At 72.9% G+C, this 19,065-nt stretch carries 17 protein-coding genes and 1 pseudogene; 6 read left to right on the top strand and 12 right to left on the bottom strand.

Going from position 1 to position 19,065, the window contains the following annotated elements; all coding sequences use genetic code 11:
- Positions 1 to 48: 48 nt before the first annotated feature.
- From AMK29_RS28845 to argH, 3 genes are all read right to left on the bottom strand, one after another.
- Positions 49 to 1,596 carry an MFS transporter gene (locus tag AMK29_RS28845; RefSeq protein WP_073818535.1) on the bottom strand — a complete coding sequence of 516 codons (1,548 nt, stop codon included), beginning with the start codon at positions 1,594 to 1,596 and terminating at the stop codon, positions 49 to 51.
- Complete coding sequence (locus tag AMK29_RS28840; protein WP_073818533.1) at positions 1,593 to 2,144, bottom strand: TetR/AcrR family transcriptional regulator; 552 nt, start codon at positions 2,142 to 2,144, stop codon at positions 1,593 to 1,595. Before AMK29_RS28840 ends, AMK29_RS28845 begins: the two co-directional genes overlap by 4 nt.
- A gap of 293 nt (positions 2,145 to 2,437) precedes the next feature.
- Positions 2,438 to 3,865 carry an argininosuccinate lyase gene (argH, locus tag AMK29_RS28835; protein WP_073818531.1) on the bottom strand — a complete coding sequence of 476 codons (1,428 nt, stop codon included), beginning with the start codon at positions 3,863 to 3,865 and terminating at the stop codon, positions 2,438 to 2,440.
- A gap of 164 nt (positions 3,866 to 4,029) precedes the next feature.
- On the opposite strand from argH, the gene AMK29_RS28830 reads away from it, so the two are divergent.
- The 3 genes from AMK29_RS28830 to AMK29_RS28820 are packed head-to-tail and all read left to right on the top strand — an operon-like array spanning position 4,030 to position 6,721.
- The gene (locus tag AMK29_RS28830; RefSeq protein ID WP_073818530.1) at positions 4,030 to 5,319 is read left to right on the top strand and encodes a hypothetical protein; all 1,290 of its coding nucleotides are present in this window, start codon (positions 4,030 to 4,032) and stop codon (positions 5,317 to 5,319) included.
- Between the two features lie 43 nt (positions 5,320 to 5,362).
- On the top strand, positions 5,363 to 5,974 hold the full coding sequence (locus AMK29_RS28825) for a pyridoxamine 5'-phosphate oxidase family protein (RefSeq protein WP_073818828.1): 612 nt from the start codon (positions 5,363 to 5,365) through the stop codon (positions 5,972 to 5,974).
- Between the two features lie 48 nt (positions 5,975 to 6,022).
- Positions 6,023 to 6,721: a L,D-transpeptidase family protein gene (locus AMK29_RS28820; protein ID WP_073818528.1), complete on the top strand. Its 699-nt coding sequence runs from the start codon at positions 6,023 to 6,025 to the stop codon at positions 6,719 to 6,721.
- A 6-nt stretch (positions 6,722 to 6,727) separates the two neighbouring features.
- Here AMK29_RS28820 and AMK29_RS28815 read toward each other — a convergent pair whose 3' ends face one another.
- The 6 genes and pseudogenes from AMK29_RS28815 to AMK29_RS28790 form a co-directional block, all read right to left on the bottom strand.
- Entirely contained in the window at positions 6,728 to 7,258 is a 531-nt protein-coding gene (locus AMK29_RS28815) for an arginine repressor (protein ID WP_073818527.1), read from the bottom strand.
- 7 nt (positions 7,259 to 7,265) lie between these two features.
- A complete protein-coding gene (locus tag AMK29_RS28810) occupies positions 7,266 to 8,420 on the bottom strand; it encodes an acetylornithine transaminase (protein WP_241845756.1) in 1,155 nt (384 codons plus the stop codon).
- Between the two features lie 41 nt (positions 8,421 to 8,461).
- The gene (argB, locus tag AMK29_RS28805) at positions 8,462 to 9,376 is read right to left on the bottom strand and encodes an acetylglutamate kinase (RefSeq protein ID WP_073818524.1); all 915 of its coding nucleotides are present in this window, start codon (positions 9,374 to 9,376) and stop codon (positions 8,462 to 8,464) included.
- Complete coding sequence (gene argJ, locus AMK29_RS28800) at positions 9,373 to 10,539, bottom strand: bifunctional glutamate N-acetyltransferase/amino-acid acetyltransferase ArgJ (RefSeq protein WP_073818522.1); 1,167 nt, start codon at positions 10,537 to 10,539, stop codon at positions 9,373 to 9,375. The genes argB and argJ overlap by 4 nt, the downstream gene beginning before the upstream one ends.
- The gene (argC, locus tag AMK29_RS28795) at positions 10,536 to 11,564 is read right to left on the bottom strand and encodes an N-acetyl-gamma-glutamyl-phosphate reductase (RefSeq protein ID WP_073818521.1); all 1,029 of its coding nucleotides are present in this window, start codon (positions 11,562 to 11,564) and stop codon (positions 10,536 to 10,538) included. The genes argJ and argC overlap by 4 nt, the downstream gene beginning before the upstream one ends.
- 91 nt (positions 11,565 to 11,655) lie before the next feature.
- Positions 11,656 to 12,593: pseudogene (locus AMK29_RS28790) on the bottom strand (LysR family transcriptional regulator).
- A gap of 238 nt (positions 12,594 to 12,831) precedes the next feature.
- On the opposite strand from AMK29_RS28790, the gene AMK29_RS28785 reads away from it, so the two are divergent.
- From AMK29_RS28785 to AMK29_RS28775, 3 genes are all read left to right on the top strand, one after another.
- Positions 12,832 to 14,091 (top strand): MFS transporter, encoded by a 1,260-nt coding sequence (locus AMK29_RS28785; RefSeq protein ID WP_073818519.1) that lies wholly within the window; start codon positions 12,832 to 12,834, stop codon positions 14,089 to 14,091.
- 14 nt (positions 14,092 to 14,105) lie between these two features.
- The gene (gene argG, locus AMK29_RS28780) at positions 14,106 to 15,551 is read left to right on the top strand and encodes an argininosuccinate synthase (protein WP_073818518.1); all 1,446 of its coding nucleotides are present in this window, start codon (positions 14,106 to 14,108) and stop codon (positions 15,549 to 15,551) included.
- 192 nt (positions 15,552 to 15,743) lie between these two features.
- On the top strand, positions 15,744 to 16,598 hold the full coding sequence (locus AMK29_RS28775; protein WP_073818516.1) for a sigma factor-like helix-turn-helix DNA-binding protein: 855 nt from the start codon (positions 15,744 to 15,746) through the stop codon (positions 16,596 to 16,598).
- 21 nt (positions 16,599 to 16,619) lie between these two features.
- Here AMK29_RS28775 and AMK29_RS28770 read toward each other — a convergent pair whose 3' ends face one another.
- The 3 genes from AMK29_RS28770 to AMK29_RS28760 all read right to left on the bottom strand — a co-directional run bounded on the left by AMK29_RS28770 (position 16,620) and on the right by AMK29_RS28760 (position 18,968).
- Positions 16,620 to 17,783, bottom strand: coding sequence for a methyltransferase (locus AMK29_RS28770; RefSeq protein ID WP_073818514.1), 1,164 nt, complete (start codon positions 17,781 to 17,783; stop codon positions 16,620 to 16,622).
- Positions 17,784 to 17,870: 87 nt separating this feature from the next.
- A complete protein-coding gene (locus tag AMK29_RS28765; protein WP_073818826.1) occupies positions 17,871 to 18,446 on the bottom strand; it encodes a histidine phosphatase family protein in 576 nt (191 codons plus the stop codon).
- A 69-nt stretch (positions 18,447 to 18,515) separates the two neighbouring features.
- Positions 18,516 to 18,968 (bottom strand): GNAT family N-acetyltransferase, encoded by a 453-nt coding sequence (locus AMK29_RS28760; protein ID WP_073818513.1) that lies wholly within the window; start codon positions 18,966 to 18,968, stop codon positions 18,516 to 18,518.
- Positions 18,969 to 19,065: the final 97 nt, after the last annotated feature.

Genomic DNA, 19,065 nt, shown 5'->3' with positions numbered 1-19,065 from the left:
GGCCCCGTACAGCCGTGCTGTACGGGGCCCGGTCGTGTACGCGGGAGGTCAGTGCTCGACGGCGCCGTCCTCCAGCTTCTGACCCCTGAGCAGGAACCAGGCCGCGACGGCCGTCGCGAGGAGGACGACCGCGCCGACGCCCGCGGCGATCCGCAGCCCGTCCGTGAACGCCTCCTGCGCGGCCGACACCAGGGCCGTCGCCGTGTCCGGCGCGAGACCGCCGGAGGCCTCGACCGCGCCGCCGAGCGACTCGTGGGCGGCGGACGCGACGCCCGACGGGACGCCGGCCGGGGTGGCGAAGCCCCGGTACACACCGGTCACGATCGAGCCGAGCACGGCGATGCCGAGCGCGGCGCCCAGTTCGTAGGCGGTCTCGGAGACGGCGGAGGCGGAACCGGCCTGCTCCTTCGGGACGCTGGAGAGGATCACGTCGGCGGTGACGGTGAAGGAGAAGCCGGCTCCCACGCCGACGACGAGCAGCGCGGCACCGAGCAGCGGGTAGCCGGTGTGCTGGTCGAGCGTCGTCAGGACGGCGAGGGAGAGGCCGACCGCCGCGAGACCTCCGGCCACCACGGACCGTACGGAGAAGCGGCGGGCCACGATGCCGGCGATCAGACCGGCCGTGACCGCGCCGACGGCGGCGGGCAGCTCGGCGAGTCCGGCCTCCAGCGGCTGCCGGCCCTGGACCAGCTGGAAGAACTGGGACAGGAAGAACACCAGGCCGGAGAGGCCGAGGATGGTCAGCAGGTCGGCGAGGACGGCGCCCGAGAAGCCGCGGTGGCGGAAGAGGCGCATGTCCAGGAGCGGCGTGGGCAGGGTCAGCTGCCGGCGGACGAACGCGGTCAGGGCGGCGGCGCCGGCGAGGGCGGCGAGGCCCGCGTCGAGGGAGAGGCCGTGGGAGGCCAGTTCCTTGACCGCGTAGACGACGCCGATCATGCCGACGAGGGAGAGCAGGACGCTGGGCAGGTCCCAGGGGCCGGGGTTCGGGTTCTTCGACTCGGGGATCAGCTTGATCCCGACGAGGACGAGGACGGCCATGACGGGCAGGTTGATGAGGAAGACCGAGCCCCACCAGAAGTGCTCCAGGAGGAAGCCGCCGACGACCGGGCCGACGGCGGCGCCGGCCGAGGCCATGGCACCCCAGATGCCGATGGCGAGGCTGCGCTCGCGCCGGTCGTGGAACAGGTTCCGGATGAGCGCCAGGGTCGACGGCATCAGGGTCGCGCCGGCGACGCCCAGCAGGGCGCGGGCCACGATCATCATCTCGGGGCTGGTGGCGTAGGCGTTCAGCACCGAGACGGCGCCGAAGGCGGTGGCGCCGATCAGGAGCAGCTTCTTGCGGCCGATGCGGTCGCCGAGGCTGCCCATGGAGACCAGGAGACCGGCGATGACGAACGAGTAGACGTCACCGATCCAGAGGAGCTGGGTGCCGGAGGGCTCCAGGTCCTCGGAGAGGAAGGGGGTGGCGAGTCCGAGCACCGTGGCGTCGACCGCCACGAGGAGGACGGCCAGGACGAGCACGGAGAGGGCGAGCCACCGGCCGGGGCGGCGCACGCCCTCTGTATGGTCCGTGGTGCTGAGGGTGCTGGTGGTCACTTCTCCACGCTCCTGCGCGCTCCGCCGAGCAACAGCTCGACGATCATGTACTGGAAGTCCTTGGCGGCGACCCGGCCGTCCTGCACGGCCCAGGCGCCGGAACCGATGAGCCCGTAGAAGGCCTCGGTGAGCCAGGCGGGGGTCAGATCGATCCGGAAGACGCCGTTCTCCTGCCCGCGCCGGAAGAGCGCGGAGACCCGGGCGTCGAGGCGGGCCCAGCCCTCGTTGACCTGGTCGCCCTCGAAGAGCTGGTTCTCGGTGACGAGGAACGACAGCAGGGGGCCGACGGGCTCCACCTCGGCGACGAGCCGGCGTACGGCCTCGTCCTCGGGCCCCTCGTCGAGCCCGGCGCGGTCGAGCGCGGCCTCCAGCTCCTGCAGCCCGAGCTCCTCGAGCGCCCGCACCAGCGCGTCCCGTCCGGCGAACTGCCGGTGCAGGGTGGCCCGCCCGATGCCGGCGGCCCGTGCGACCTCGTCCATGGTGGCGGTCGCCTTACGGGTGAGCAGGGCGGCGGCGGCGCGGAGCACCTGGGTACGATCGACTGACATGAGACGACCATACACCGGATGAGACATGAATGTCTCATCCGGTCATTCGACGCCTCACCGGGGGCGGGGGCGGAACGCCGTGCCGCCGCGCGGTGCCACCTCGTACGCCCGAGCTGTCGTGGGCCGAGCCGGCCCCGGACGCACCAGAAGGCCCCTCGCGGGACCTTCTGGAAGACGTGGAGACGAACCACCCCGCCGCCGCCCCGTCGCCGCACGTCGACCCGCGGATCGGGCCGATCCGGCCGGACTTCGACGCGCTCGCGGACCGGGCGGCGGCGCTGGAGGACTACGGGTCAGTTCTTGGCCTCGGCCCAGGCGTGCTGGATGACCAGGTCCGCCTTGACCTCGACGAGCTGGGTGGCGACCGCCGAGGGGGCGGTGCCGCCACGGCCGTCGCGGGAGGCGAGGGCGCCCGGGACGTTGAGGACCGTGCGGACCTCCGGGGTGAGGTGTTCGGAGATCTTGGCGAACTGCTCGTCCGTGAGCTCGTCCAGCTCCTTGTCCTCCGCCTCGGCGACCTTCACGCACTCGCCGGCCACCTCGTGCGCCACCCGGAACGGCACGCCCTGCTTGACCAGCCACTCCGCGATGTCCGTCGCGAGCGAGAAGCCGGCCGGGGCCAGCTCCTCCATGCGCTCCCGGTTGACGGTGAGCGTGGCCATCATGCCGGTGAAGGCCGGCAGCAGGACCTCCAGCTGGTCGCAGGAGTCGAAGACCGGCTCCTTGTCCTCCTGGAGGTCCCGGTTGTAGGCGAGGGGGAGCGCCTTCAGGGTGGCCAGGAGGCCGGAGAGGTTGCCGATGAGGCGGCCGGACTTGCCCCGGGCCAGCTCGGCGATGTCCGGGTTCTTCTTCTGCGGCATGATCGACGAGCCGGTGGAGAAGGCGTCGTGGAGGGTCACGAAGGAGAACTCCTTCGTGTTCCAGATGATGATCTCCTCCGCGATCCGGGAGAGGTTGATCCCGATCATCGCGGTGATGAAGGCGAACTCGGCGACGAAGTCACGGGAGGCCGTGCCGTCGATCGAGTTGCCGACCGACCCGCGCTCGAAGCCCAGGTCCTTGGCGACCGCCTCCGGGTCGAGGCCGAGCGAGGAGCCCGCGAGGGCGCCGGAGCCGTACGGGGAGACCGCCGTCCGGGTGTCCCACTGGCGCAGCCGCTCGGCGTCCCGGGAGAGGGACTGGGCGTGGGCCAGGACGTGGTGGGCGAAGAGCACCGGCTGGGCGTGCTGGAGGTGCGTGCGGCCGGGCATGGCGACGTCGGGGTGCGCCTCGGCGAGGCCGACCAGGGCGTCCTGGAGGTCGGCGACGAGACCGCCGATGATCCGGGCGTGGTCGCGCAGGTACATCCGGAAGAGGGTGGCGACCTGGTCGTTACGGGACCGGCCGGCGCGCAGCTTGCCGCCGAGGTCCGGGCCGAGGCGCTCCAGGAGGCCCCGCTCCAGGGCGGTGTGGACGTCCTCGTCGGCGATGGTGCCGACGAACGAGCCGTCGGCGACGTCGGCCTCCAGCCGGTCGAGGCCGGCGAGCATACGGGTCAGCTCGTCCTCGGTGAGCAGCCCGGCCTTGTGCAGCACGCGCGCGTGGGCACGGGAACCGGCGATGTCGTAGGGCGCGAGACGCCAGTCGAAGTGAACCGACGCGGACAGCTTCGCCAGGGCCTCGGCGGGACCGTCGGCGAACCGTCCGCCCCAGAGCCGGACGTCACCGTTGTTGCTGCTCACAGCTGCTGCTCCTCAGGAGGGTGGGTATACCGCCGTCTTCGCGGGGGAGGGCGAAGATGTCGATGACAGCATAACTATGCAATCCTCCGTATGTTTTGTCAACGCGGGTCGGAGCGCGTCGATACTCGGCGGCGGCCGGCCCTTGTCGGCCCTAGGCTCCGGCCATGCTGAGCAGCGCCTTCGACGGAATCGTCCACCGCATCACCCATGTCCTCGACGACGGCGACGCGGGCGCGTGGCTCGCGCTCGACGAGGACATCCGTGCCCTCCTCCGCCGGGGCGCGGGCATACCCTCGGCCGGCGCGTGGCTCTCCGACGACCCCGAGCACCTTCCGGCGCCCGCCGAGCTGGCCCTCGCCCTGTGCGGCCCCGACGGGCGGGTCAGGGAGGCCGCGCTCCGCCACGTCCCCGCCGCTCCCGGGCTCCTCCCCCTCGTCGTGATCCGCTGCTCCGACTGGGCCGCGCCCGTACGGGAGCGGGCCCGCGCCGTGCTGCGGGAGGAGCTGCCGCGGGTCACGTCCGAGGATTTCGGCGACCTCCTGGCGGTCGCGCTCCGAGCGGGCGAGCGGCTGCGCGGGGACACCGCGCGCGCGATGCTGACCGGGGCCCTGCGGGAAGGGCCCGGGTCCGCGGTGAGCGCGCAGCTGGCGCACAAGGACCGAGCCGTGCGCCGGCTCGTCCACCGGATCGCCGTCGAGCGCGGGCTCCTCTCCCCCGTCCGGCTCGCGGAGACCGCCGCACGTGACCCCGACGTGATCGTCCAGGGCCTCTGCGCGAACGCGGCGCTCGCCGCCGCCGGGGATCCGCCCGACCCGGACGTCCTCGCCCCCTTGCTGACGGCCCGGCAGGGCCGGGTGCGGGCGGCGGGGGTCACGGGACTGCGCCGGGCGGGCCGGGCCGGGGAGGCCGCACCGTTCCTGTACGACCGCTCCGCGCTGGTACGAGCCTGCGCCCGCTACGTCCTGCGTCAGGCGGGGACCGATCCGCTGCCGCTCTACCGGGCGGCCTGCGCCTCGGGGATCGAGGGCGCGGCCGCGATGCCCCCTCACGCTCCGCGAGGCCTGGCCGAGTGCGGGGACCGGACCACCGACGGACCCACGCTCTGGGCACTGATCGGGCACGAGCGACCCGAGGTGCGGGCCGGCGCGGTGGCGGGACTGCGCCTCCTCGACGCCGTACGCCCCGAACGCCTCGTACCGCTGCTCGACGACCGTTCGCCTCGGGTCGTACGCGAGACGGCGAAGGCGCTGCGCCCGTGGTCCGACCACGTGCCGGCCGGGGCCCTCCCCCGGCCTCCTTCCACCCATCCGTCACAGGACCCCTCAGGAGCAGCCTCGGAGGCCGGCGGAGGCGGGCACGAGGGCGAGCCGGCCAAGCCACCTCATCGTGCCTGGACGGTTCGCGTGCTCGACCTCGTCAGGCGGTACATCCGTCCCTGGACGCGCGGGACATGAGGGGGCTTCGTCCCTCGGCGCCGAAGCGCACAGAATGCGTGCCATGGGAAAAACATACGAACGTATCGATGAACGACTCCGTGCCTTCATCGAAGACCAGCCCGTGTTCTTCACCGCCACCGCTCCCCTCTCCGGTGACGGGCACGTCAACCTCTCGCCCAAGGGGCGGCGTGGCACGCTCGTGGTGATCGACGAACTGACGCTCGCCTACGTCGACTTCGGCGGGAGCAGCGCCGAGACGATCGCGCATCTGCGGGAGCCGGGCAACGGGCGGATCACCCTCATGTGGACCGCGTTCTCCGGGCCGCCGACCGTCGTGCGGGTGCACGGGGACGGGGAGGCCGTGCTGCGGGACGACCCGCGGTGGGGGGAGTTGTTCGCGCGGTTCCCCGCGGAGGCCGTCGAGGGGCAGGGCAGCGCGCGGGCGATCGTCCTGGTCCACGCGCGGCGGGTCAGCGACTCCTGTGGGTTCGCCGTGCCGTTGATGGAGTACCAGGACGACCGGGCGCTGCACGCCGAGTACTTCAACCGGAAGACCGACGAGGAGTTCAACGCCTACTGCATGCGCAAGGAGCACATCGCGACCAGCCTCGACGGGCTGTCCGCGCTGCCCCTGCCCCTGCCCCCCATGCCGGCGCCCGTACCCGCCGAATAGCCGCGCACGGCGTGCGGGAACCTCCCCCGAGGCCCTAGCGTCGCGCCCATGCGCACCCTCCTCCTCCTCGGCGCCGCCCTGCTGACCCTCGGCACCGCGCCCGCCCCCGCGGCGGGCCCCGAACCGCTGCCCGCGCGGATGGCGTCCACCGGCGGCGGGTCCCAGCTGATCACCGCCGAGGCCGCCGGGACCGGTTCCACCAGCGGCACCCTGACGTGGTGGGACCGGCGCGACGGGCGGTGGGTGAAGGCGGGCTCGGCGCCCGCCCGGTTCGGCGCCAAGGGGCTCGCCGAGGGCGGGAAGCGGCGGCAGGGGACGAAGACCACGCCCACCGGGCTCTACCGGCTGCCGTACGCCTTCGGGATCGAGCCCGCGCCCGCGGGGACCTCGTACCGCTACGCGCGGGTGACCCGGCGTTCCTGGTGGTGCCAGGACGCCGACTCGCGCGCGTACAACCGCTGGGTCGAGGGGCTGCCCCGGGACTGCCGGGCCGCCGAGGCCGAGCATCTCGTCTCGTACACCCGGCAGTACGCGTACGGCCTCGTCATCGGGTTCAACTACGACCGGCCCGTACGCGGGCGCGGGGCCGGCATCTTCCTGCACGTCGACGGGCGCGGGGCGACGGCCGGTTGTGTGTCCGTGCCGGCGAAGGCGATGCGCGCGGTGCTCGCCTGGGCGGATCCCGCGCGCCGACCGCACATCGCCGTCGGGACGCGGAGCGGTCCGACGGCGATCACGCGCTACTGAGGCGGCCTACTTCTGCGCCAGCTTGAGCAGGTGGTCGGCGAGCGCCTGGCCGCCCACCGGGTCGCGGCTGATGAGCAGCAGCGTGTCGTCACCCGCGATCGTGCCGAGGATGGCGTGGAGTTCGGCCTGGTCGATGGCCGACGCGAGGAACTGGGCGGCGCCCGGCGGGGTCCGAAGCACCACCAGGTTCGCGGACGCCTCGGCGGAGATCAGCAGTTCACCGGAGAGGCGCCGCATGCGCTCCTCCTTGGCGGACTCGCCGAGCGGGGCCTGCGGGGTGCGGAATCCGCCCTCGCTGGGCACCGCGTAGATCAGCTCGCCGCCGGTGTTGCGGATCTTCACCGCGCCCAGCTCATCGAGGTCGCGGGAGAGCGTCGCCTGGGTGACGCTCAGCCCGTCGTCGCTGAGGAGCTTGGCGAGCTGGCTCTGCGAGCGCACCGGCTGCCGGTTGAGGATGTCGACGATCCTGCGGTGGCGTGCGGTGCGGGTCTGCGGAACGGACGGCCCGCCGTGCTCATTTTCCTGCGCGTCGGTCATCGTCGTCTCATTCTCCGGTTCGTCCTTGCCCGTTCGCCACGTCGAGGACTCCGGGCAGGGCCTGGAGGAAGGTGTCCGCCTCGGCGTCGGTGAGGACCAGCGGAGGCATGATCCGTACGACATCGGGGGCGGGCGCGTTCACCAGGAGGCCGGCGTCCTGAGCCGCCTGCTGCACCTGGGGTGCGAGGGACTCCGTGAGCACGATACCCAGCAGGAGGCCCGCACCACGGACGTGGGAGACCAGCGGGTGCCCCAGACCCTCGATTCCCTGCCGCAGCCGCTCCCCGACCGCCTTGACGTGGTCGAGGGCGGCGTCGGCGCCGAGGGTGTCGAGGACGGCGAGGCCGGCGGCGCAGGCGACGGGGTTGCCGCCGAAGGTGGTGCCGTGGTGGCCGGGCGTGAAGAGGTCCGCGGCGGGGCCGAAGGCGACGGTCGCGCCGAGCGGCAGGCCGCCGCCGAGGCCCTTGGCGAGGGTGACGAGATCAGGCTCGACGCCTTCGTGGGCCTGGTACTCGAACCAGTGGCCGCAGCGGCCGACACCGGTCTGCACCTCGTCGAGGACGAGGAGGGTGCCGGTGGCGCGGGTGATCTCCCGGGCGGCCTTGAGGTAGCCGGGGGGCGGGACGACGACGCCGTTCTCTCCCTGGATCGGCTCGATGATCACGAGGGCGGTGTCCTCGGTGACCGCGGCGCGCAACGCCTCCGCGTCCCCGTACGGGACGTGGGTGACGTCGCCGGGAAGCGGCAGGAACGGGGTCTGCTTGCCGGGCTGGCCGGTGAGCGCGAGGGAGCCCATGGTGCGGCCGTGGAAGCCGCCCTCGGTGGCGACCATGTGGGACCGGCCGGTGAGCCGGCCGATCTTGAACGCGGCCTCGTTGGCCTCGGCGCCGGAGTTGCAGAAGAAGACCCTGCCGGGCCGGCCGAAGAGGGCGAGGAGCCTCTCGGCGAGGGCGACGGGCGGTTCGGCGACGAAGAGGTTGGAGACGTGGCCGAGGCTCTGGATCTGCCGGGTGACGGCCTCGACGACCGCCGGGTGGGCGTGGCCGAGGGCGTTGACGGCGATGCCGCCGACGAAGTCCAGGTACGCGTTCCCGTCGGCGTCCCAGACCTTGGCGCCCTCACCGCGGACGAGCGGCAGCCGCGGGGTGCCGTAGTTGTCCATGAGCGCGCCCTGCCACCGCTGGGTCAGCTCCGTGTTCCCGCTCACCGGTCCCCCTGTCCGTCCGGCACGACCATCGTGCCGATGCCCTCGTCGGTGAAGATCTCCAGCAGGATGGAGTGCTGGACCCGGCCGTCGATCACACGGGCCGTGGTGACGCCGTTCCGCACGGCGTGCAGGCAGCCCTCCATCTTGGGGACCATGCCGCTGGAGAGCTCGGGCAGCAGCTTCTCCAGCTGGCTCGCGGTGAGCCGGCTGATGACCTCGTCGCTGTTCGGCCAGTCCTCGTAGAGGCCCTCGACGTCGGTCAGAACCATCAGCGTCTCGGCGCCAAGCGCCGCAGCGAGTGCCGCAGCCGCCGTATCAGCATTGACGTTGTAGACATGTCCGTCGTCCTGGGAGCGGGCGATAGAGGAGATGACCGGGATCCGGCCGTCCTCCAGGAGCGCCTGGATGGCGCCGGTGTCGATGGCGGTGATCTCACCGACCCGGCCGATGTCGACCTGCTCGCCGGCGATGACCGGCTGGTGCTTGGTCGCGGTGATGGTGTGGGCGTCCTCACCGGTGAGGCCGACGGCGAGCGGGCCGTGCTGGTTGAGCAGCCCGACGAGCTCGCGCTGGACCTGGCCGGCGAGGACCATCCGTACGACGTCCATGGCGTCCTCGGTGGTGACCCGCAGGCCCGCCTTGAACTCGCTGACGATGCCGTGCCGGTCGAGGGCGGCGCTGATCTGGGGGCCGCCGCCGTGCACGACGACCGGCTTGAGGCCGGCCTGGCGCAGGAAGACGACGTCCTGGGCGAAGGCGGCCTTGAGCTCGTCGTCGATCATGGCGTTGCCGCCGAACTTGATGACGACGGTCTTGCCGTTGTGGCGGGTCAGCCAGGGCAGGGCCTCGATGAGGATCTCCGCCTTGGGGAGGGCCTTGTGCCTCCGCGTGGGGTTCTGGGAGTCGCTCATGACGAGTACGCGCTGTTCTCGTGGACGTAGTCGGCGGTGAGGTCGTTCGCCCAGATGACGGCGGATTCGGTGCCGGCGGCCAGGTCGGCGGTGATGGTGACCTCGCGGTAGCGCATGTCGACGAGGTCGCGGTCCTCGCCGACGGAGCCGTTCCGGCAGACCCAGACGCCGTTGATGGCGACGTTGAGCTCGTCGGGCTCGAAGGCGGCCGCCGTGGTGCCGATGGCGGAGAGCACCCGGCCCCAGTTGGGGTCCTCGCCGTGGATGGCGCACTTGAGGAGGTTGTTGCGGGCGATGGAGCGGCCCACCTCGACGGCGTCGTCCTCGGTCGCGGCGTTGACCACCTCGATGCGGATGTCCTTGCTGGCGCCCTCGGCGTCGCCGATCAGCTGGCGGGCGAGGTCGTCGCAGACTTCCCGTACGGCCTCGGTGAACGCCTCCTGCGCGGGGGTGACGCCGGAGGCGCCGGAGGCGAGGAGGAGGACGGTGTCGTTGGTGGACATGCAGCCGTCGGAGTCGACCCGGTCGAAGGTGACGCGGGTGGCGCCCCGGAGGGCGCTGTCGAGGCCCTTGGCGTCGACGTCGGCGTCGGTGGTGAGGACGACGAGCATGGTGGCGAGGCCCGGGGCGAGCATGCCGGCGCCCTTCGCCATGCCGCCGACCGTCCAGCCGTCCTTCGTGACCACGGAGGTCTTGTGGACGGTGTCGGTGGTCTTGATGGCGATGGCGGCCTTCTCGCCGCCGTGCTCGGAGAGTTCGGCCGCGGCCTTCTCGACGCCGGGGAGCAGCCTGTCCATGGGGAGCAGGATGCCGATGAGGCCGGTGGAGGCGACGGCGACCTCGCCGGCGCCGACCTCGGTGCCCTTCGCGCTCAGGACCTCGGCGACCTTCTCGGCGGTGGCGTGGGTGTCCTGGAAGCCCTTCGGTCCGGTGCAGGCGTTGGCGCCGCCGGAGTTGAGGACGACGGCGGTCAGCTCGCCGTCGGCGAGGACCTGCTGGGACCAGACGACGGGCGCGGCCTTGACGCGGTTGGAGGTGAAGACTCCCGCGGCGGCGCGGCGGGGCCCGGTGTTGACCACGAGGGCCAGGTCCGGGTTGCCGTTCTGCTTGATCCCGGCGGCGATGCCCGCCGCCGTGAATCCCTTCGCTGCGGTCACGCTCACGGCGCAACTCCAATCGTGGAAAGACCCGTGGCCTCGGGGAGCCCGAGGGCGATGTTCATGCTCTGCACCGCGCCGCCGGCGGTGCCCTTGGTGAGGTTGTCGATGGCGCTGATCGCGATGATCCGGTTCGCCGCCGCGTCGTACGCGACCTGCACCTGAACGGCGTTGGAACCGTAGACGGACGCCGTCGCCGGCCACTGGCCCTCGGGGAGCAGGTGGACGAAGGGCTCGTCCGCGAAGGCCTTCTCGTAGGCGGCCCGTACGGTCTCGGCGGTGACGCCCGGCTTCGCGGCGGCCGTGCAGGTGGCGAGGATGCCGCGGGGCATCGGCGCCAGGGTCGGCGTGAAGGAGACGGTGACCCGCTCCCCCGCCGGTCCGCTGAGGTTCTGGATCATCTCGGGGGTGTGCCGGTGGCCGCCGCCGACGCCGTACGGCGACATGCTGCCCATGACCTCGCTGCCGAGGAGGTGCGGCTTGGCCGCCTTGCCGGCGCCGGAGGTGCCGGAGGCGGCGACGATCACGGCCTCGGGCTCGGCGAGGCCGTTCTCGTACGCGGGGAAGAGCGCGAGCGAGACGGCGGTGGGGTAGCAACCGGGCACCGCGACGCGCCTGGACCCCTCCAACGCGGCGCGGGCGCCCGGAAGTTCGGGGAGCCCGTAGGGCCAGGTCCCGGCGTGCGGGGAGCCGTAGTACGTCTCCCAGTCGGCGGCTTCACGGAGCCGGAAGTCGGCGCCCATGTCGACGACGAGGACGTCCGGCCCGAGCTGCTCGGCGACGGCGGCGGACTGTCCGTGCGGGAGGGCGAGGAAGACGACGTCGTGCCCGGCGAGCTCGTCGGCGGTGGTCGGCACGAGGACGCGGTCGGCGAGCGGCAGCAGGTGGGGCTGGAGCGCCCCGAGCCGCTGGCCGGCGTTGGAGTGGCCGGTCAGGGCGCCGATCTCCACGTGGGGGTGGGCGAGGAGGAGACGCAGGAGCTCTCCGCCCGCGTATCCGCTCGCACCCGCCACTGCTACTCGTACCGTCATCGAAGACCCTCCTCATGGATGGCATGACTATACGTCGCTCCGCACTTTTATGCAACGAGGTCTCCGCGGGGTCGCGGCGTCGCCGCGGCGGTCACCGCGGGATCACCCAGCTCGGCGTCCAGGTCCCGGCGGTGCCCACCGGGGCGGGCGTCGCGGCGGCGAGGTGGGCGCGAAGGGTGGCGAGGGCCGGGTGGGGATTGTCCCGGTGCCAGAGGAGCGCGTGCGGATAGACGGGCGTCGGGTCGGTCACCGGGATACGGCGCAGGCCGTGACCGGCGGGCCAGACGAGGCGGGTCCGCTCCCCGATGAAAGTGGCCAGGGCCGGGGTGTCGGCGACGGTGTCGAGGAGCGCGTCGGAGCCGAAGTTGGGGCCGGTCGCCTCGATGGTGAGGCCGAACTCGGCGACGAGGTCGTCGTAGTAGGCGGCCCACTCGGTGCCCGGGACGATGCCGGGCATCCAGATCCGGTGCCCGGCGAGCCGGGCGAGGGCACCGACCGGGCGCCCGCCAGCACGTGCGCGGGGCCGGTGAGGAGCTGGAGCGGCTCGTCGAGCACCCGGACGGACCGGATGTCGTCGGGCAGGCGCCGGCCGGGCGGGGCGACGGCCCGGAAGGAGGCGTCGATCTCACCGGACCGGAGGGCGGCGAGGGCCCGCTCGATGTCGAACAGCATGACCACGTCGAGTGCGATCTCGGGGTGGGCGCGATGGAAGCCGCGCATCAGACCGGACGGCGCGACGCGCGAGGCGATCACGTCGACGCGCAGCGGCCGGCGGCCGGGCCGCACCGAGGCGGCCGCGCGCTCGGCGACGCGGAGCAGCTCGCGCGCGTGGGGCAGGAAGGCCTGCCCGTCGATGGTGAGCTCGGCGCCGCGCGGGGTGCGGGTGAACAACCGCACCCCGAGGTCGCGCTCCAGGGCGGCGATGCGCTTGGACACCGCCTGCTGGGTCACCCCGAGCTCGGCGGCGGCCTCGTGGAACCGTCCCGCGTCGGCGGCGACGACGAGGGTACGGACGGCGTCGAGGTCCATGCGGCCAGCCTAGGTGCACAACCGTCGGTTGTGACGGAGGGGCGTGGGGGTTGTTTGATCCGGGGCCCGGGGGCCCGGTTTGATGCGTGCGGGTTCGATGCGTGTGGGCTTGATACCTGCGGCTTCGGAGTGTGCGGGGCGACGTGACCGATGTCGTGCGCTGCTGCCGCGGGACACCCCTGGTCGCGGGCCGGTTGTGCGGGTGGCGGGGAGGAGGTGACAGCGAGGGGTGTCGGGCATGGGAGGCGGGCACCGGCTCGGGGTGCGGATCGGGCGGTTGCTCGGCGGGCGGCTTGGAGCGGAGTTCGGGTGGCTCTGGGGGGCGTACGGAACGAGTGCGCTCGGCACCTGGCTGGCCTTCGGGGCGTTCCCGCTGATCGCCGTCCAGGTGCTGCACGCCGGACCGGCCGAGGTCGCCGCGCTCGCCTCCGCCGGAGCCGCGGTGGGGGCCGCCGTGGCGGTGCCGCTCGGCCCGTGGGTGGAGTTCCGCCGCAAGCGTCCGGTGCTGATCACGATGGACCTGGCGCGGTTCGCGACGCTCCTGACCATCCCCGCCGCGTACGCGCTCGGCGCCCTCACCTTCCTCCAGCTCCTGCTGGTGTCGGTCGTCGTCGCGGCGTCCGACATCACGTTCCGCGCGGCCTCCGGCGCGTATCTGAAGGCACTTCTGCCGGCCGAGGACCTGCTCGCCGCCCAAGCCAGGTTCGAGTCCACGGCCTGGACCACCACGATCGTCGGACCGCCGCTGGGCGGCGCGGCGATCGGGCTCCTCGGCCCGGTGTCGACGGTGCTGGCCGACGCGGTGAGCCACCTGCTCTCGGCCCTGGGCATCCGCGCGGCGGGCGGGCGCGAGCCACGGCCCGAGCCCCGCGGGACCACGCGCCTGCGGCCCGGGGACCTGCTCGACGGCTGGCGGTTCATCCTGGCCGACGCGGTGCTGCGCCCGCTGTTCCTCAACTCCGCCGTGTTCAACGGTCTGGTGCTGGCCGTCCAGCCGCTGCTGGCCGTCCTGATGCTCGGCCGGCTCGGGTTCGCACCGTGGCAGTACGGCCTCGCCTTCGCGGCGCCCTCGATCGGAGGGCTGCTCGGTGCCCGGCTGGCCCGGCCGCTCGTCACCCGCTTCGGGCAGCACCGGGTCCTGGTCGTGGCCGGGACGCTGCGCGCGCTCTGGCCCGTCGGCCTGGCCTTTCCGGGGCCGGGCACCGGAGGGCTGCTGCTCGTGATGGGCGTCGAGCTCGGGCTCATCTTCTGCTGCGGGGTCTTCAACCCCGTCCACGCCACCTGCCGCCTGCAACGCACCGCGACGGAACGGGTCGCCCGCACGCTGTCGGCCTGGACGGTGACGACCAAGCTGTCGGCCGCGGTCCTGACGGCCGCCTGGGGTGTGCTGGGCGGTCTGCTCGGTCCACGTACGGCCATCGGCCTGGCCGGCGTACTCCTCCTGGCGACGCCCGCGCTGCTCCCACGCACCACCCCTTTGCATGACCATGCGCGATGATGCATACTCTTCCTATGTCCAAGGTCCTCACCTCCCTGCCCGCCGGCGAGCGCGTCGGCATCGCCTTCTCCGGCGGCCTCGACACGTCCGTCGCGGTCGCATGGATGCGCGACAAGGGCGCCATCCCGTGCACCTACACCGCCGACATCGGCCAGTACGACGAGCCCGACATCGCCTCGGTGCCCGGCCGCGCCAAGACCTACGGTGCCGAGATCGCGCGCCTGGTCGACTGCCGCGCGGCGCTGGTCGAGGAGGGTCTTGCCGCACTCACCTGCGGGGCGTTCCACATCCGCTCCGGCGGCCGCGCGTACTTCAACACCACGCCGCTCGGCCGTGCCGTCACCGGCACCCTCCTCGTCCGGGCCATGCTCGAGGACGACGTCCAGATCTGGGGCGACGGCTCGACCTTCAAGGGCAACGACATCGAGCGGTTCTACCGCTACGGCCTGCTCGCCAACCCGCACCTGCGCATCTACAAGCCCTGGCTGGACACGGACTTCGTGACCGAGCTCGGCGGCCGCAAGGAGATGTCGGAGTGGCTGCTCGCCCACGAGCTGCCCTACCGCGACAGCACGGAGAAGGCGTACTCCACCGACGCCAACATCTGGGGCGCCACCCACGAGGCGAAGACCCTGGAGCACCTGGACACCGGTGTGGAGACCGTCGAGCCGATCATGGGCGTCCGGTTCTGGGACCCCTCGGTCGAGATCGCCGCCGAGGACGTCACCATCGGCTTCGACCAGGGCCGCCCGGTGACCATCAACGGCAAGGAGTTCTCCTCCCCCGTCGACCTCGTCATGGAGGCCAACGCCATCGGCGGCCGCCACGGCATGGGCATGTCGGACCAGATCGAGAACCGGATCATCGAGGCCAAGAGCCGCGGCATCTACGAGGCACCCGGCATGGCCCTGCTGCACGCCGCGTACGAGCGCCTCGTCAACGCGATCCACAACGAGGACACCCTCGCCCAGTACCACAACGAGGGACGGCGCCTCGGCCGGCTGATGTACGAGGGCCGCTGGCTGGACCCGCAGGCCCTCATGGTCCGTGAGTCCCTGCAGCGCTGGGTGGGCGCGGCCGTCACCGGCGAGGTGACGCTGCGGCTGCGGCGCGGCGAGGACTACTCGATCCTCGACACCACGGGCCCGGCGTTCAGCTACCACCCGGACAAGCTGTCCATGGAGCGCACCGAGGACTCGGCGTTCGGTCCCGCGGACCGGATCGGCCAGCTCACCATGCGCAACCTCGACATCGCCGACTCCCGCGCCAAGCTGGAGCAGTACGCGGGCCTCGGCCTGATCGGCACGTCCAACCCCGCGATCGGCGCCGCCCAGGCCGCCGCGACCGGGCTGATCGGCTCCATGCCGGAAGGCGGCGCCGAGGCCATCGCCTCCCGCGGCGAGGTCGCCGACGACGACGAGATGCTGGACCGCGCCGCGATGGAGTTCGGCACGGACTGACGCACCCCGTCGAGCGGCAGGCTCGATACCCCGAAGACCGGCCCGGCGCCTCGTGCGCCGGGCCGGTCTTTTCCGTTCCGAGTTATTCGGAGCTATTCGGAGCTATTCGGAACGGCGGGCGGCGGGCGTGCTGTCACATCCCGGTCGGCCCTCCCGTCAACGCGGTGACGGACCGACGAGGAGTGAGGCGCCATGCCCGACGACACCTTCCTGACCGCCCTCACCGGGTGCTTCGACGCCCACGAGGAGCAGCTCCGGCGCGTGGCCCTGCGGATGACGGGTTCGCGTGCGGAGGCCGAGGCCGCGCTCGCGGCGGCCCGGGCGGACCTGGGGCGTAAGGACGGGTCGACATCGGTACGGGCGTGGCTGACGGCGCTGGTGGGACGGGAGTGCGTGCGGGGACTTCAGGAGCGACGGGTGGGCGGGGCGGGCAGGCCCGCGGGCGCGGGCGAGGGCGTCGTCACGGACACGGCTGGCGGGGCGGTCGGGAGCGGAAACGGCTCCGTGTGGCTCGCGCTCTTCGTCGCGCTGGACGCACTCGGCGCGGACGAGCGGGACGCGTACGTCCTGCATGACGTGTTCGGGTTGCCGCCCCATGAGACGGCGCGGATCACCGGCGGCTCCCCCGAGACGGTGACGCGGCTCGCCCGGCGGGCCCGGGAGCGGATCCGGGGCGGCGGGACGGCCCGTAGCGACGGCGACGAGAGGCGGCAGCGGGTCGTCGTGGGCCGGTTCCTGACGGCCGCACGCGCGCGTGACGCCCGTACGCTCGCCGCCGTCCTCGACCCGGACGTGATCGCCTGGTCCGAGCACGGCCCGGTGCACGGCGCCCCCGCCGTGGCCGAAAGGGCGGCCGCCTTCGCGCGCTTCGCCGACGTCGCCCGGCCCGCTCTGGTCGACGGAGCCGTCGGAGCGGTCGCCTTCGTCGCGGGCCGGCCGGTCTCCGCGCTGGCCTTCACCCTCCGTCAGGACCGGATCGTCGCCCTCTCCGTCACGACGGGGGAGGACCGGGTACGGGCGCTCGACCTGGCCTTTCCCGACTGCTGACGGCCGCGTCCCGTGCTCCGGTCAGGCCGACCGCACCGCTCGCAGGACCACGAACTTGGCGTCGCTCGCGATGAGTTCGCTGTTCCCGAAGATCCGGCGGAGGGTGACGTGGTAGCCGAGGTGCCGGTTGCCGATGACCCACAGTTCGCCGCCGGGCCGGAGCGCGCGCCGCGCCTCCGCGAACATGCGGCGGGCCGTGCGGTCGGTGGTGGCCTGGTGGCTGTGGAACGGCGGGTTGTTGAGGACGAGGTCCACCGAGCCCGCGGGCAGGTCGGTGAGCCCGTCGCCGACGAGGAACTCGGCCTTGCGTCCCGCACCCACGTGGGCGCGGAAGTTCTCCTCGGCCGAGGCGACCGCCTGGTACGACTCGTCGGTGAAGACCAGCTCCGCGTCGGGTTCGGAGAGGGCGATCGCGAGGCCGACCACACCGTTGCCGCAGCCGAGGTCGGCGACACGGGCCCGGCCGAGGCCGCCGGGCAGGTTCGCGAGGAAGAAGCGGGTGCCGACGTCGAGGCGGTCCGCGCAGAAGACACCGGCGTGGTTGGTGACGGTCAGCCCGGGGAGGCCGGGCGCGGGGGTGTCGGCCGGGAGGTCGTACCGGTGCGGCCAGGGGTTGGGCCGCGGTGAGGTCGCGGGGTCGGCCGTGGTGTGGATCAGCCGGGCCTTCTTCACCGCGAGCGAGGTGCGGGTGGGTCCGAGGATCCGCTCGAAGAGACGGAGCGTGGAGGTGTGGATCTCCTTGACCATGCCGGTGCCGATGATCACGGTGCCCTCGTGCACGGCGGGCGCGAGCCGGTGCAGCTGGTCCTCCAGGAGCGCGAGGCTCTTGGGGACACGGACGAGGAGGACGTCGATCCGCTCGGGCGGCGGGTCCTGGGTGGTGAGCAGCCGGACGGCGTCCGGGGCGGCCCCGGCGCGGGCGAGGTTGGCCCGCGTCGCCCGTCCGCCGAGGTACGAGTCGGTGATCTGGACGAGCTCGCCGGTGCCGGCGGCCTGTAGCGCGGTGACGAGGGCTCCCCAGCGGTCGCCGAGCACGGCGACGGTGCCGGAGAGGTCGGTACCGCTCTCGGCCAGGTGGCCCAGGAGGTACTCGTCGGCCGCGTCCCAGGCGCGTAGCTGGTCGCGCGGGTCCTCGGGAAAGCGGGTCAGCGTGAAGGCGCCCCATGACGTGGTCAAACGGTTCATCGTGCTCTCAGGCTAGCCGGTCGCGGCCGTCGGCTCGCCCTGGCGCGTGACGGGAGGGGGTGGAATGGCGTGGGCGGAGGGGGCCGGTCAGCGCAGGGCCGCGTCGAGCTGGAGGTGCCAGAGTCCGGGACGGCCGGTGAGGGTGACGGTGGAGAGGGGGCGGACGTCGACGCTCCAGAAGGTGGCGGGGTGCGCCTTCAGTGCGTAGACGAGGGCGGCCCGGGCGACTGAGGGTTCCACGACGGCGACGATGGAGCCGTCCTCGGCGGGGCGGGTGTCGAGCCAGTTCCCCACCCGGGTGATGAAGGCGAGGAGCGGTTCGCCGCCGTGCGGGGCGGTGCGGGCGTCGGTGAGCCAGGCGTCGACGGCGGCCGGTTCGAGGGCGGCGACCTCGGCGAGGGTGAGGCCCCGCCAGCGGCCCATGTCGCAGTCGCGCAGCGCGGGCTGGGCGAGCGGTGCGTAGCCGAGTGCGGTGCCGGTGGCGCGGCTGCGCGGGGTGGGGGAGCAGTAGCGCAGCTCGGCCGCGCCGAGCGGGATGAGCGCCGGCGCGGCGAGCTGCACCTCGTACCAGCCGGCCTCGTCGAGCGGCCGGTCGTCGTCGAAGCGTTCGGCGAGCAGGGAGGAGCTGCGTGCCGCCGTGACGAGCGTCACCCGAAGACTCATGGCCGCGATCGTGAGGCCGAAGGCTCCGCAGGTCAAGGGGTCATTCACGGAGGCGGGAGGGGCTGCGGCTCACTCCTGCCCGAGAGCCATCCACTTGTCCGGATTCCGCAATGGCGTGAAACCGACCTTCTCGTACACACCGTGCGCGTCGGCGGTGGCGAGCATGATCCGGCGCAGTCCGTGCGGCGCGAGGTGGTCGCGGACGGCGGTCACGAGCGCGGTGCCGAGGCCGGTGCCGCGGGCAGGGCGGTCGACGTAGACGTCGCAGAGCCAGGCGAAGGTGGCGTAGTCGGTGACGACGCGCGCGTAGGCGGCCATCTCGCCGGTCTCGCGGTGATAGGCGCCGAGGTTGAGGGAGCCCGCGATGGCGGCGTCCTGCTTCTCCCGAGGTCGGCCGAGGGCCCAGTAGGCGTCCGTGGAGAGCCAGTGGTGGACGCGGTCGGCGTCGATCCGCTCGGGGTCGGCTGAGATCTCGTACGTCCCGTGCATGACGGGGCTGCCGGTGGCCGTGGTGTCGCTCATGCCCGCAGGCTTCCAGTGACGCCGGGGCTTGTCAGGTGAATTTGCCGGGCCCCCGCTCCGGGGCGGGCCGGGCGGCGAGGGCCGCCCGATCCTCCCT

Source organism: Streptomyces sp. CB02261, assembly GCF_001905665.1.
Classification (GTDB): domain Bacteria; phylum Actinomycetota; class Actinomycetes; order Streptomycetales; family Streptomycetaceae; genus Streptomyces.
Note: the sequence above shows the minus strand (reverse complement) of the source record. Positions and strands in the feature narration are given on the sequence as shown.

What these genes read in the sequence shown, in the direction of transcription:
- AMK29_RS28770 (WP_073818514.1), bottom strand. Translation starts at nt 17,783, where the DNA reads ATGAACCGTTTGACCACGTCATGGGGCGCCTTCACGCTGACCCGCTTT.
- AMK29_RS28810 (WP_241845756.1), bottom strand. Translation starts at nt 8,420, where the DNA reads ATGGACAACTACGGCACCCCGCGGCTGCCGCTCGTCCGCGGTGAGGGC.
- AMK29_RS28760 (WP_073818513.1), bottom strand. Translation starts at nt 18,968, where the DNA reads ATGAGCGACACCACGGCCACCGGCAGCCCCGTCATGCACGGGACGTAC.
- AMK29_RS28815 (WP_073818527.1), bottom strand. Translation starts at nt 7,258, where the DNA reads ATGACCGACGCGCAGGAAAATGAGCACGGCGGGCCGTCCGTTCCGCAG.
- AMK29_RS28840 (WP_073818533.1), bottom strand. Translation starts at nt 2,144, where the DNA reads ATGTCAGTCGATCGTACCCAGGTGCTCCGCGCCGCCGCCGCCCTGCTC.
- AMK29_RS28820 (WP_073818528.1), top strand. Translation starts at nt 6,023, where the DNA reads ATGCGCACCCTCCTCCTCCTCGGCGCCGCCCTGCTGACCCTCGGCACC.
- AMK29_RS28765 (WP_073818826.1), bottom strand. Translation starts at nt 18,446, where the DNA reads ATGAGTCTTCGGGTGACGCTCGTCACGGCGGCACGCAGCTCCTCCCTG.
- argC (WP_073818521.1), bottom strand. Translation starts at nt 11,564, where the DNA reads ATGACGGTACGAGTAGCAGTGGCGGGTGCGAGCGGATACGCGGGCGGA.
- AMK29_RS28785 (WP_073818519.1), top strand. Translation starts at nt 12,832, where the DNA reads ATGGGAGGCGGGCACCGGCTCGGGGTGCGGATCGGGCGGTTGCTCGGC.
- AMK29_RS28830 (WP_073818530.1), top strand. Translation starts at nt 4,030, where the DNA reads ATGCTGAGCAGCGCCTTCGACGGAATCGTCCACCGCATCACCCATGTC.
- AMK29_RS28775 (WP_073818516.1), top strand. Translation starts at nt 15,744, where the DNA reads ATGCCCGACGACACCTTCCTGACCGCCCTCACCGGGTGCTTCGACGCC.
- argG (WP_073818518.1), top strand. Translation starts at nt 14,106, where the DNA reads ATGTCCAAGGTCCTCACCTCCCTGCCCGCCGGCGAGCGCGTCGGCATC.
- AMK29_RS28825 (WP_073818828.1), top strand. Translation starts at nt 5,363, where the DNA reads ATGGGAAAAACATACGAACGTATCGATGAACGACTCCGTGCCTTCATC.
- argB (WP_073818524.1), bottom strand. Translation starts at nt 9,376, where the DNA reads ATGAGCGACTCCCAGAACCCCACGCGGAGGCACAAGGCCCTCCCCAAG.